Origin of the sequence: Rhodanobacter sp. K2T2, from assembly GCF_013408815.1 — a bacterium.
Classification (GTDB): domain Bacteria; phylum Pseudomonadota; class Gammaproteobacteria; order Xanthomonadales; family Rhodanobacteraceae; genus Rhodanobacter.
Genome location: NZ_JACCCA010000017.1, coordinates 59,956 through 72,251 on the forward strand (window position 1 = coordinate 59,956; position 12,296 = coordinate 72,251).

Here is a 12,296-nt window from a genome sequence, read left to right on the forward strand (position 1 = left end):
GGAATGCGCTCATCCACGCCTGTGCCGTGAAATTGTCACGGCCGCATGGGTTGCGCCTTACACTGGCCGCTTGGCCAGCCAAGGATCGTCTGATTCATGAATGCCGACACGTTGTCTACCATGAGCAGCTCGCTCGCCGCGCTTGCCCGGAAGGAGTGCAAGGCGGTCGCCAAAGCCTTGGCCAACCGGAAAGATCGCCATCGCGGTGTTCACGAAGCGCGCAAAGCCCTGCGCAGGTTGCGCAGCCTGCTCGCGCTGGTCAGCGACGCCGTGGGAGCCGAGACCGCAAAGATCGATATCGCCCTGCGCCATCAGGCGAGGCGGCTGTCGGCGCTGCGCGACTCGCAGGTGGCGGTAGCGATAGCAGAGAAACTCGCTGCCGATGACGAAACCGGCGAATGGGCGATCGCCGCGCAAGTGCTGGCCGTGCAGCGCGATTTGCTGCTGGAAACGGAGCTGGACAAAGACCCAGGCTTCGCCCGGCGCATCGCCGCCATGGCGGATATAGTCATCGTGCTCGACAAGCTCCGCTGGAAGCGCGTCACGCAAAAATCTCTGCAGCAGTCGGTCAAGCAAAGCCATCGACGAGTCAACAAGTCCGAACGCGACGCTGCGGAACAGGGCACACCAGCCAGCCTGCACCGCTGGCGACGACGGGTGCGGCGTCTGCGCCTGCAACTCGAAGCCGTTCACACGCTCAATCGTCTGGCGGGCGTAGCGATCCAGGCCAGTGAAGTCCACAAAAACAAATCCACCAAGGCACTCGCGCAACTGGCCGATCAGCTCGGCTGGCGGCAAGATATCCAGGTACTGCGCGCAGCGCTGAAAACCTTTCCCGATGCCACGATGCTCGCCAACCTGCGTAAACGGCTGCGCCTGGAAACGAAGCTCGCGCGTTACTGATTTGCGGACGAGCGTCGGTCCATAGTTCAGATGCAGGTTCAGCAGGTGCTGGCTAAAAACAAATCAGATCAGGGCCACGCCGGCCATCAGCAACAGCGCGTTATTCGTCCGGCACCACCAGCCGCCGGCTAAGCGAAACGCACTGAAAGCATTCATCGATACGACGGCCGTGCCGGCACTGGACCAGATATGCGCATCGAGCAGCCCGCGAATATGCCGGTTGAAAAACCCTCGCAGCGCGTCATTGAGCTGCCCGGGCAACATGAGAGATAGGTGCCGCGATACGCGATGAAATCGAACGGTCGAAACGCTGCCTGCGCGCTCGATCGCGGGACACGGGTTGAACGTGACGACCGGAAGCGATCCGCTCATGCGCACGTCGCCAAGCGTCGTTGCGACCGCGTACGCACGACGCGACTGCGATCAAAAGAATAACCGTGTTTTGCGTGATGACGACAACCAACCGCCGCACCTTTGTCACGCCTGCGGCGACAGCGCAGGCAAACGTGGCGCTCTCTCGACAGCAGCCAAGTACCTGCCATGTTCCCCCGTCGCAATGCCGATCATACCAGTGCGATTCGATCGAGCCTTCAACGCGACCGATTGCTGCAAGGCAGCGAGACTGAACGGCAGCCAGCTATGTAAAGAAGTGTGTCAACGCCCTGCGGATACATCCCGTTCTCCAGTTCTGCTTGCCAGCGATCGACTTACGTAACGAACGCGATCGGCACGCTCGACAACGGCACGGGAGATGTCGATCGCGAGGTACGTATCCCAGGCCTGCCACCGTGGCATGACTTCGCGCAGGCAACGCCTGCCGCCGTCATATCCATCCATGCTTACCTACTCACTAAGGATGCAATTATGAAAACCCACGCAAAATTTCGCCTCGGCATGCTTGGCTTGGTTGCTTTTTCGGCGCTCGTCTCCGGTACGGTAATGGCGCAGGACACCAGCGTACCCGGCCATCCGCGCGTCAACGAAGTCAATCAGCGCCTGAGCAATCAGCAAAATCGCATTCAAAACGGTGAAGCCAACGGCACGATCAATGGCAAGCAGGCCGCCCGCGACGAAAAGCAGGACGCCAACATTGCCCAGCGCGAAAGCGCCGACGAGGCCAAACACAACGGCCACCTCACCAAGGGCGAGGATAGACGCCTGAACAAGTCGGAGAATCGCGACAGCCGCCGTATTCGGCGCCAGAAGCACTGATCGATGCATTGATCTGGCGTCTATGGCATTGAAAGCGCATCTCGCCTGAGCCTTGCGATAGGCCAGGAACCATACGCACCGTCAGCGACTGGTCGGCGGTGCGTTTTTATTGATCCGGTAGATCGGGTATGAGCAACGCGTTGTGCCTTCGCGATCATTGGGATGGTGGCGCAAGGCGATGCGATACGCCGACGAGTGATGGCCTTCACGTGCTTGGCAGCGCCCAGTTAGCGTATGCAACTCATCCTCACGTGGACAATGCACCGTTTTTCCGAAAATACGCCCGAACGCACGCGCAGCGTTTCAGGACGGCCAGATCGATGATCTTCTACGAGATTCCCTACGAACAGGGGAACACAGACACCTGGTATCTGGATGGCCTCGCTGAAGGCCGCAAGAGCTTTGACTCACGCGTCAAAGCGCTATCCTTTGCCATGCAGTCTGCCAAAAAGGCTGCAAAAAATTTTGGCGACCAAGCATGCATCGCCATCCAGGGTGCCGACGGCACTTGGCGTACGTTCGATCCGGATATGCTGCCGCTGAAATAGAGCCTGTGCCACCCGATCGGGCTCTTAGCAAACCGGCGTCTGAATCATCTTACCTGGACGATCGGCTCGCTCGACGGTTCGGTCGAAGCCTTCAACGGCAGGCTCAGAATGAAGTGAGTTCCCCTTCCCGGCACCGAGTGAATCTGCACCGAAACACCCAAGGCCTCTGCCGTACGTTTAGCGATCCACAAACCCAGGCCCAATCCCTCCGATTGCGCATCGCCCTGCCTGAACGCCTCGAACAAGGTATTGACCGATTCGCTGGCCATGCCGATACCCGTGTCGATGATATGCAGCGCCACGTGGTCGGCATGACGACGGCAGCCCACCACAACGCGTCCGCCGGCCTCGGTATATTTCACCGCATTGGCAACCAGGTTGCCGATAAGCGTTTCCAGTTGAACGGCATCGCTGTGGACATGCAGACGCGTTCGCAAAACGCTCAGGCGAATATCTTTACGCTCTGCCAGCGGCAAAAAATTGGCGTGGATAAATTCGAGCACATCGCCCAGATCGGTGTCGTCCAATTCCGCCAGGGTGAATGACGCATGCCCGCTGGCTGCTATCAACATGCGATTGAAGCCCTTCTTAATAGTTTCCAGACCGCCGTTGGCCAGCGTCAGCCGCTTGAGCTGATGCGGCGCGGCCTCCTGCAGCAGACTCTGCACCGACAGTGACGCCACGAACAGCGGCTGGCGCAAATCGTGCGCCGCGCTGGCCAGCATGCGTGCCCGGTAATCGCTGGTTTTCTCGCTGAGCCTGAGCATCCTGCGCAACTCCAGATGCATCATCACCTGACGCGCGAGCATTCGCAGCATGTCGATTTGCTCTTGCGTAAGGCTGCGGCTTACCGTGTCGAGCACGCACATGGTACCGAGCGTCACGCCGTCGGCGGTAGTGATCGGAGCGCCGGCATAAAATTTCAGATCGGGGTCGCCGGTATAAAGCGGATTACCGCCGAAGCGCCGATCGGCGCTGGTGTCGGCAATGACCAGCACATCGTTTTCCAACACCACGTGCGCGCAGATCGACGCGCTGATCGGCGTTTGCGATTTGCCCAATCCGATCTCGGACTTGAACCATTGGCGCTCGGCGTCGATCAACGTGATCGAGGCGATCGGCGTACGGCAGATCGTCGATGCCATCCGGGTGATGTCGTCGAAGACGGATTCGCGCTGCGTATCCAGAATCTCGTAGGAATACAGCGTCGCCAGCCGATGCGCGTGGCGCAGCGGAGTCAAATCAGGTGATAGATTCTGTTTCAACAAGATCGTCAAATCCTTGTGAAAAATTTTAGCTACGAGACCCGACTAAAAAGGTCTGGCTGTTCCTCGCCGACCGACCAAACGTTCCAGCTCCCTGATCATAGCCAAAGAGCGCCCGGCGCAATACGGTTTTCTTCGCGCTCCGACTTGCGAAATACGGCACGGTGGCGACATCGCGCCCATGGATGCAAGCCGTGCGGTAACTGCGGTGTTTTTGCGTATCTTCGTGACTACTGGCCAAGCCGGAATCGGATCAGCGGAGGCGCCGTCGACTGAACCATTTTCGACTTTCTTGCCGGCGGCGGCGATAGGGAGGAACGCATTCGCGCGTCCGGCTGGACCACGCCAACACTCGACCATCCGCAAGCTGGCCGCAGGAAAAGCCCGGCAACGCCGCGCTTTTCCTAGCTCGCGTTTCACGGTACGCGTCGATGCCTGTTACGCCATCGGCGGCCTACGCTCGCCCCACGGCTGCGCTTGCTCCAACTGAGCGGCGAGTCGCAGCAGCATCGCTTCGTCGCCGAAGCGCGCGACAAACTGCACGCCGTACGGCAGCTCGACGCCGCCCTCTTCCGCTGGCGCCCAGTGCAGCGGCACCGACATGCTCGGCGTGCCGGTGAGGTTGGACAGCTGAGTAAAAGGCACGCGCTGCAGGCTCGTCGCCACCAGCTGATCGACCATGCCGCTTTTGAAAAGCAGCTTTCCCGCACCGAGCGCCAGCACCACCTTCGCCGCCACCTGCTGTAACGGCGGTGTGGCCAGTTCGCCGATGCGGTTAGGCGGCTGCGCAGCGGTCGGCGTGAGGTAAAGATCGTAGGTCTGATGGAAGCGACCGAGCGCGCGAGCATAGTCGTTCCAGCGGCTGCGCTGATCGACGTACTCGCCGGTGCCGAGCGTGCGGCCCAACAACGCAAGCACGCGCGTCTCCAGTTCGAACGCCTCATCGCTCGCACCGGTCAGCCGCTTCGCCTGCGCGATATTCGCCGCGGCCTGACCGAAGTACAGAGTGATGAAGCTGCGCGCCAGCGCGTGGCCATCGACCTCGGGCTGAGCCGGTTCCACCATGTGACCAAGATCGGTCAATAGCTTCACCGTGCGCATCACCGCCTGCACATATTCGGGATGCACCGGCGTGCCCAGAGGCGACGTCACGCTGTAGCCGATGCGCAGCGTTCCGCTCGGCCGCTGCATCTCTTCGGCATAGGTACGCTCGGGCGGCGCGATCGCGAACGGTGCGCCCGCTTCGATACCGGCAATCGCATCGAGCAGCCGCGCCGAGTCGCGCACGCTGCGCGTCAGTGCGTGTTGACTCGATGCACCGTCCCAGAACTCGCCGTGGGTCGGCCCGCTCGGCACACGACCGCGCGATGGCCGCAATCCGAACAAGCCACAGTACGAGGCCGGAATGCGGATCGAACCGCCGCCATCCGACGCACCCGCCGCCGGCACGATACCTGCCGCGACCGCCGCAGCGCTGCCGCCGGACGAACCGCCCGGCGTGCGCTGAAGATCCCACGGATTGCGCGTGGGCTGATCCCAGATCTGCGGTGCCGTCTCGCCCTTGAACGCAAACTCCGGCGTCGCCGTCTTGCCGAAGATCACCAGCCCGACATCGAGAAAACGCTTCACGATCTCGGCGTGCTGCGTCGGCGTCCAGTGCCGCAGCGCCCTACTCCCGGCCGTGGTCGGCACGCCGGCATAATCCTGAGCAATATCCTTCAGCAGAAACGGCACGCCCGCGAACGGACCGTGCAATGGCAGCTTCGCGCGCTCGCGTGCCAGCGCTTCCATCGGAATGCAGATGGCCGCCAGCTTCGGATCGACCTCGGCGGCGCGTGCCAAGGCCGCCTCCAGCACCTCGGCCGTCGACACATCCCCGCGGGCAATCAGCGCGGCGAGACCCGTAGCATCGTAATCGCGGTATTCATTGAACATGCGCAGTCCTTCCATCCCCGGTGAGGTCGCGTGCCGCCTGATTTCGCCGATGCTCCATCGTGCGACCGCGGTTGTATATCAATTCGCTACGGACCGCACATCCCTCGGATCAACACGACCGGACCGCATCCCGCTCCACTGACGAAGGCCTGAGGATAACCGCTGCTGCTTACAGAGAGGTCGGTGGCATCGTGCCGCACATAAAAACACCCCGTCGCGCGGGGTGCTTGCTGAAATCGCAGCTGCCAACTCGTAGCAGGGGCCGCCTTTTCTATACGCCGCCAGCGATATGAACATGGCGGATCACATTCTTCACGACGTCGCGTCGCCGGTCTTGCCGGGGATCGGCGGATCGCTGATCGGCCGATCCGGTTCCACGTCAGGCGTAATCGCAGGAGCCTTTTGCGGATCGCTGGGTTCAGGCGTGGTCGGTGGCGGCGAATGCGGGTGCGGTGTGGGCGGCTCTTCCTTCGGCGGCGGAAAGTCGGGGCCGTTTGGATCGGCAGGTGGGTCGATCGGCTCCGGGTGGCGGGGGATCGGAATATCTCCGGGTTGCTGCTGGGTCACTGGTTTACTCCTCGGCCGAAACGTCGGCCGGATGATCGGTCAGTCGGCTTGCTTGCGCGTGCGCGCCGCTTTCTTGGCGGCGGCAGATCGCCCGGCCGCGCCCTTGGTCTTCACCGCTTTCTTGGCCGCGGCCGAACGGGATGCGGCCGTGCGCTTGGCGCTGGCCTTCTTGGTCTGCGCGGACAGCGCCTGGGTCGATACCGCGCTATGGCCTTCCTTTTTCAGCGCCTTGGTGGTCGCCTTGGAGCGTGTGGCCGAAGGCTTGTGTGGATGCGCGGCAGCCTTCGTATCCTGCGCGGCTTTTTTCTTCACCGTCTTGCTGGCGGTTTTCGATACCGGCGCCTTGATGCCGTCGCGCCGCGCCTCGGAGAGACCGATCGCAATCGCCTGCTTGGTCGACCGCGCGCCATGCTTGCCCTTGCGGATATCCTCGATCATCTCACGCACATACTCCCCCGCCTGCGTGCTGGCGGACTTGCCCTCGCGCTTGTCCTTCTTCGCGGCAGCGCGCGCTTTCTCAACAGCCATGGCGATGCTCCTGCGTATGACGTCGACTAACGACAGTGTGACGATTTAGCGCGTGGGGCTGTGGATGTCGTGTCAATCATCGGATCGGACCGTCACGGCGCCACATTTATTGCGCTGTTCAGATGCCCACATCAACAGCCAAATGCGACTGGGTCGCCGCGAGAGATCAATTACATGGACGAGCTTCCTTTGCGGCGTTCAATTGTCTTATATGCATCGGGCCATTGGCGTTATGCGCCAAGCAAAGTAAGCTCACGGCAACATCTTCGCCGATGATAGTTACCATGCGGACAGAGATTCAGGAACTACAGGCCTCACTCCGAGATTTCGCCACCGAGAGGGATTGGGGACAGTTCCATTCGCCGAAAAACTTAGCGGCGGCGTTGTCGGTGGAAGCCGCAGAACTACTCGAGCACTTCCAATGGCTCACGGAAGAACAAAGCCGGAATATTTCCGAAGAAAAGCGCGGTCCAGTGGCCGAAGAAATTGCAGATGTTTTGCTATACCTGCTCCAGCTGGCTGACAAACTCGGTATCGACCCTGCAGATGCTGCACGAAAGAAGATGGTGCTCAACGCGGTTAAATATCCGGTTAGCAGAGCCAGGGGAACGATGAAGAAATACTCGGAACTTTGATGAAACTTCCCTGGGGAAGCAGAGCGTGATCGTTTATCAGGCAACCAAGAAAAAATTCCTGGACGATCACGACAATCGAGACATTGAAAGTGTTATCTCGGCAAAGTACTTGCAGCGCACGGGTCGCTATGCGCCGGAGGCGGAATTCCGATCATGGAAGAACTCTTTGGGCGAAATGGCCAAAGTTCTTCGTGACGTCGATATTCCAGACGATATCGGCGTCGGCGTCGAATATGGAATACCACAGACATCCAAACGTATCGATTTCATTCTTTCAGGCAGGACGGACACTGGTCCCAATCTGATCATTGTCGAACTTAAACAATGGTCCGAAGCCAAGCTAACCGAAAAAGATGGCTTGATTATCGCTCGCCGTGGCGGTTCGTCAGGTGAACGAGAAGGAGCACATCCATGCTATCAAGCATGGTCATACGCCGCACTTTTGCAAGGTTTCAATGAAGCAGTTTATGAGCGAAGCGTCACTTTAAGCCCGTGTGCCTATCTCCATAACTATGTACATGACGGTGTAATCGACCACCCTGCCTACTATGGGATCTACATCCGAAAGGCTCCGCTATTCCTAAAAGGCGAAATCGAACGCCAACGCCTTCGGAATTTCATCAAGCAGCACGTCAAATATGGCGACAACGCCGAACTGATATATGAAATTGAGAATGGACGAATTCGTCCTTCCAGGATGCTGGTCGATAGCCTTGTCGGGATGATGAAAGGCAATCAAGAATTCGTTCTTATCGATGATCAGAAAGTTGTTTTCGAAAACGCCATTGCGCTCGCTATAAAGGGTTCTGAACAAAAGAAACAGGTCGCCATCATTCGTGGAGGACCCGGCACAGGTAAGTCAGTTATTGCGATCAACTTGCTCGCCCACCTCTCAAAGCTGGGTTTGGTTACAAAATACGTATCCAAGAATGCAGCGCCTCGTGCGGTTTTCAAAGCAAAGCTTACGGGCACCTTCAAGCAAACAGCGATCGGCAATCTTTTCTCGGGATCAGGCGCATTTTTTGAAACAGAGGCCAATGCGTTCGATACTTTGATCGTCGATGAGGCTCATCGTCTCAACGAGAAGTCGGGCCTCTATGGAAACCTTGGCGAGAATCAAATCAAGGAAATTATCCATAGCAGTAAAAGTGCAATCTTCTTCGTCGATGACGATCAGATAGTGACTTTGTCGGACATAGGCCATGCGTCAGAACTGACTAAGTGGGCCACTTCGGCTGGAGCGCAGGTCACTCATCTCGAATTGGCATCCCAGTTTCGTTGCGGAGGGTCGGACGGCTACACGGCTTGGCTGGATAACACGCTCGGAATACGAGAAACAGCCAACACGGTACTGGACACGAACGAATTCGACTTTCGCGTCATAGACTCCCCGAACGAACTGCATGCATTAATCGCAGAGCGAAACACAGCCAATAACAAGTCTCGTGTCGTAGCTGGTTACTGCTGGGACTGGGTTAGCAAAAAGAACCCAGACCAATACGACATCGTGATCCCAGAGCACAACTATGCCAAACGTTGGAATTTGGATAGAGACGGGAGCCTATGGATCATGGCAGCCAACTCCATTGATGAAGTTGGCTGCATACACACTTGCCAAGGCCTCGAGCTAGATTACATCGGCGTGATCATCGGGACAGATTTAACCATACAAAATGGCGAGCTAATCACACACCCCGCGGCCAGATCATCTATGGATCGTTCGATACGCGGATGGAAATCCATGATGAAAACTGATCCCAAAGCGACTCGCCTAAGAGTAGATCGCATCATCAGAAATACCTACAAGACATTGATGACGAGGGGCATGAAAGGATGCTACGTCTACAGCATCGATTCAGAAGTACGGAAATTTTTGATTGACCGAACGTGTCGTTAGTGAGCGGCTTGTGTTGCCCCCGTCCCGCAATGGCGCTGGTAAGCCTACATATTGATTATTCTGGTTTTCGGACAACGCGCACACTGGGGTAATAACGCAAAACTCCCTACATCGCCGGCTGCCCGTTCGACGCCGATACGCCGCCGTCCACCGCCACAATCGAGCCCGTCATGAAGCTGGCGTCGTTGCTGGCGAGGAAGGCGATCACGGCGGCGACTTCTTCGGGTTCGCAGATACGGCCCAGCGCGATGCGTTCTTCGAACTTGGCGATAAGCGCCTTGTTGTCCAGCATGTCTTCGGTCATGCCGGTGCGGGTGAGGCTGGGGCAGACGGCGTTGACGCGCACGCCTTTTTTGCCGAGGTCCAGCGCCAGCGCGCGGGTGAGATTGACCACGCCACCTTTGGACGCGTTGTACGGGCTCATGCCCCAGTCGCCGCCGGTGCCGGAGACGGACGCGGTGTTTACGATGCAACCTTTGGTCTTGATGAGATGCGGAATGGCCGCGCGGCTACCGAAGAAAACGCCGTCGAGATTGGTGCTGATGACCTTGTGCCAAGCCTCGTCGTCGATCTCGACCGGGTCGCCGGTTTCGGCGGTGCCCGCGTTGTTGACCAGCACGTCGAGCTGGCCGAATTTTTCCACCGTCTGCGCGATCGCGCGGCCGATGGCGGCGGAATCGGCCACGTCCACATCGAGCGCCAGCGTGCGTTCGGGCGGCAGTTCGCTGGCGATGTTGTCCGGCCTATGGTGACCGACCAGCACCACGTTGGCACCCTCCTGCGAAAACCGCCGCGCGGTCGCCGCGCTAATGCCGGAACGCGCACCGGTGACGAGTACGGTTTTGTTGGCGAATCGATGCATGGTTGAGACCCTCTTTCGTTAGTCTGCACACGGGGTGTGCGCAGCGATGGATCGAGGGTGACGTCGTGCGGATGGATGGGGCGTACAGAGACGGTGGGCGGAGCGATCACGCGTGAGTTATGTCGCGTGGCTCAGCGCCTTTGATCGGGCTCGCTGGCGATGTGTTTGGCGGCATCGCGCATGCCGCGGTTCACGGCGTCGAATACATCCCCGGGGAAATCCTGCGGCAGACGGCTGGCAATGCGATCCAGCGCGTGGGGGATCTGATCGGTCAACGACTCAATGAGCTGTGCGCCATCGCTCAGACCGAGCTTTTCGGACAGCGCAATCCAGTGCCAGCGGTGAATGTCGCGGATAAGGTAATGGCGATTTCTGCCAGCCACCGCCATGGCGAGTTTGGCCTTGTGCGCATCTAGCCTGTTCGGCCCCTTACCCTGGATGGGATAGGTGGAAAGCATGTCGTACAGCGGCGTGAGGCGATAGGCGCCGCCGGCGCGCAAATGCAGGCTGAAGTTTTTGGCATGCCCATCGGTGGCGGCCATCAGCCAAAACAGGATCTGGGTGGTGAAAAACACGCGGCGGTCGGCTTCGGCATTTTCCGACCCCAGCAGCACATCCATGATGGAACGGATGCCGGGGCCTCCATCGGCTTCGTATTTCCGCGCTGGCGAGAGGCCGAGCGCCTGACAAAAATCTTCCTGCGGAATACGCTGCCACCAGGTGTTATCCGCGGAGAGCTGACGATCGAAGCGCTCGACGATCAGGGCGGTTTGATCTTCGAATTGACCGATCTCGACGTTCGCCACGGGCAAGCCAAGTTCACGTGCTACCTCCATCGACAGCCATTCCAGCGGCACTGACTGGCTTAGATCGGCGCGCATATTGCCGACCAGGCCGAGCGGCAGCTTGAAGATATGCGTGGTAGGCGTGGCGCCATGCGGAATGCACCAGCGGTCCTGATGTTTCAGCAGCGCGGTTTTCTCCTGCGCGCCAGCGATGGAGAGACAAAACGCATCAGCTTCGGCATCAGTCAACGGGCCACCGCTGGTGGTATCGCGCAGCAGCTGGGCCACGCCGCTTTCGTCCAGCGGCTCGGCGTCGATGCGGTGCGCATCCGTCGGGCTTTTGCCAGCGGGCGTCAGCTGCACGGCGCCGGCGCAATCGCGGCCGATCGCCGCCAATAGATCGAACGCCTGGGTGGAAGCCGCACCGTAGCGGCTGCGCAAGCGTTGCAGGATGCGCTCGTTGTCGGGAATCAGGTTTTCGAAATACGTCGAGACGAATTCGCCACGGAGCGAGCTGCCCTGCTCTGTACCGTGCCCCCGTGTAAACGGCAACGAAAGCGAAAGCGGTCGGCCTTGGGATGAATCGATCCACGCACGGTCATAGACCAAACGATCGGCGCCGACGCTGGCCCGCTCCCAGCGACCGACCTGGAATCCATTCATCCAGATATCCAACGCCTTGATGCGTCGCGCAGCCATCGTTACCACTCCACCGGTGGGCTGGGCTCGGCAATATGCGGCGACTGGCCCTTTGCGATGAGACTCAGCTCAAGACCGAGCAGCAGGCAAAGCCGGTGGATGCGTTCAAACGAGGCTCGACCGGCGTTGCTTTCCAGCTTGGACACGGCTTGAACCGTCACGCCCATCTGCCTGGCAACATCGGCCTGAGTCAACTTTCGCTGCAGCCGCGTGGCGCGCAATACGGTGCCGAGTTGGTCGGGTATTCGGATGATCGTCATACGAAAATTCAACCTTTGAGTTGACATTCAAGCAATCAACTTACAGATTGAATAACTAAAAATCAACCTTTGAGTTGATTTTAGTATGAAGCAGAAAAAGCCACGCATGGCGTAATGCTGTTCACTTAAGCATTGCATCGTAGCCAAGGCGTCCCAAGAATCCGGCCTTCACCTGTTGAAGGCCGGATTTTTTTGTGTCC

Annotated in this window: 13 protein-coding genes; 5 read left to right on the top strand and 8 right to left on the bottom strand. The window is 59.0% G+C overall.

Features of this window, described 5'->3' with window-relative positions; genetic code table 11:
- The first annotated feature begins 96 nt into the window (after positions 1–96).
- Positions 97–903, top strand: a complete 807-nt coding sequence (locus tag HDE78_RS19790; RefSeq protein WP_179482737.1) for a CHAD domain-containing protein — start codon at positions 97–99, stop codon at positions 901–903.
- 63 nt (positions 904–966) lie between these two features.
- Here HDE78_RS19790 and HDE78_RS19795 read toward each other — a convergent pair whose 3' ends face one another.
- A complete protein-coding gene (locus tag HDE78_RS19795; protein WP_179482739.1) occupies positions 967–1,275 on the bottom strand; it encodes a hypothetical protein in 309 nt (102 codons plus the stop codon).
- A 492-nt stretch (positions 1,276–1,767) separates the two neighbouring features.
- Here HDE78_RS19795 and HDE78_RS19800 point away from each other — a divergent pair, with 492 nt between their 5' ends.
- Both HDE78_RS19800 and HDE78_RS19805 read left to right on the top strand, forming a co-directional pair.
- Complete coding sequence (locus HDE78_RS19800) at positions 1,768–2,115, top strand: hypothetical protein (protein WP_179482741.1); 348 nt, start codon at positions 1,768–1,770, stop codon at positions 2,113–2,115.
- A 128-nt stretch (positions 2,116–2,243) separates the two neighbouring features.
- Positions 2,244–2,663 carry a hypothetical protein gene (locus tag HDE78_RS19805; protein ID WP_179482743.1) on the top strand — a complete coding sequence of 140 codons (420 nt, stop codon included), beginning with the start codon at positions 2,244–2,246 and terminating at the stop codon, positions 2,661–2,663.
- Between the two features lie 44 nt (positions 2,664–2,707).
- Here HDE78_RS19805 and HDE78_RS19810 read toward each other — a convergent pair whose 3' ends face one another.
- The 4 genes from HDE78_RS19810 to HDE78_RS19825 all read right to left on the bottom strand — a co-directional run bounded on the left by HDE78_RS19810 (position 2,708) and on the right by HDE78_RS19825 (position 6,958).
- The gene (locus tag HDE78_RS19810; RefSeq protein WP_255457923.1) at positions 2,708–3,931 is read right to left on the bottom strand and encodes a GAF domain-containing sensor histidine kinase; all 1,224 of its coding nucleotides are present in this window, start codon (positions 3,929–3,931) and stop codon (positions 2,708–2,710) included.
- A 435-nt stretch (positions 3,932–4,366) separates the two neighbouring features.
- A complete protein-coding gene (locus HDE78_RS19815; RefSeq protein ID WP_179482745.1) occupies positions 4,367–5,863 on the bottom strand; it encodes an amidase in 1,497 nt (498 codons plus the stop codon).
- Positions 5,864–6,175: 312 nt separating this feature from the next.
- Positions 6,176–6,430 (bottom strand): hypothetical protein, encoded by a 255-nt coding sequence (locus HDE78_RS19820; RefSeq protein WP_179482747.1) that lies wholly within the window; start codon positions 6,428–6,430, stop codon positions 6,176–6,178.
- Positions 6,431–6,469: 39 nt separating this feature from the next.
- On the bottom strand, positions 6,470–6,958 hold the full coding sequence (locus HDE78_RS19825; RefSeq protein WP_179482749.1) for a DUF6496 domain-containing protein: 489 nt from the start codon (positions 6,956–6,958) through the stop codon (positions 6,470–6,472).
- Between the two features lie 284 nt (positions 6,959–7,242).
- On the opposite strand from HDE78_RS19825, the gene HDE78_RS19830 reads away from it, so the two are divergent.
- A complete protein-coding gene (locus tag HDE78_RS19830; protein ID WP_179482751.1) occupies positions 7,243–7,593 on the top strand; it encodes a nucleotide pyrophosphohydrolase in 351 nt (116 codons plus the stop codon).
- 25 nt (positions 7,594–7,618) lie between these two features.
- Positions 7,619–9,490, top strand: coding sequence for a DUF2075 domain-containing protein (locus tag HDE78_RS19835; RefSeq protein WP_179482753.1), 1,872 nt, complete (start codon positions 7,619–7,621; stop codon positions 9,488–9,490).
- 106 nt (positions 9,491–9,596) lie between these two features.
- Here the strand turns inward: HDE78_RS19835 and HDE78_RS19840 are convergent, their stop codons facing one another.
- The 3 genes from HDE78_RS19840 to HDE78_RS19850 form a co-directional block, all read right to left on the bottom strand.
- On the bottom strand, positions 9,597–10,352 hold the full coding sequence (locus HDE78_RS19840) for an SDR family oxidoreductase (protein WP_179482755.1): 756 nt from the start codon (positions 10,350–10,352) through the stop codon (positions 9,597–9,599).
- A 131-nt stretch (positions 10,353–10,483) separates the two neighbouring features.
- Positions 10,484–11,836, bottom strand: a complete 1,353-nt coding sequence (locus HDE78_RS19845) for a type II toxin-antitoxin system HipA family toxin (RefSeq protein WP_179482757.1) — start codon at positions 11,834–11,836, stop codon at positions 10,484–10,486.
- A 2-nt stretch (positions 11,837–11,838) separates the two neighbouring features.
- Positions 11,839–12,096 carry a helix-turn-helix transcriptional regulator gene (locus HDE78_RS19850; RefSeq protein ID WP_179482759.1) on the bottom strand — a complete coding sequence of 86 codons (258 nt, stop codon included), beginning with the start codon at positions 12,094–12,096 and terminating at the stop codon, positions 11,839–11,841.
- Positions 12,097–12,296: the final 200 nt, after the last annotated feature.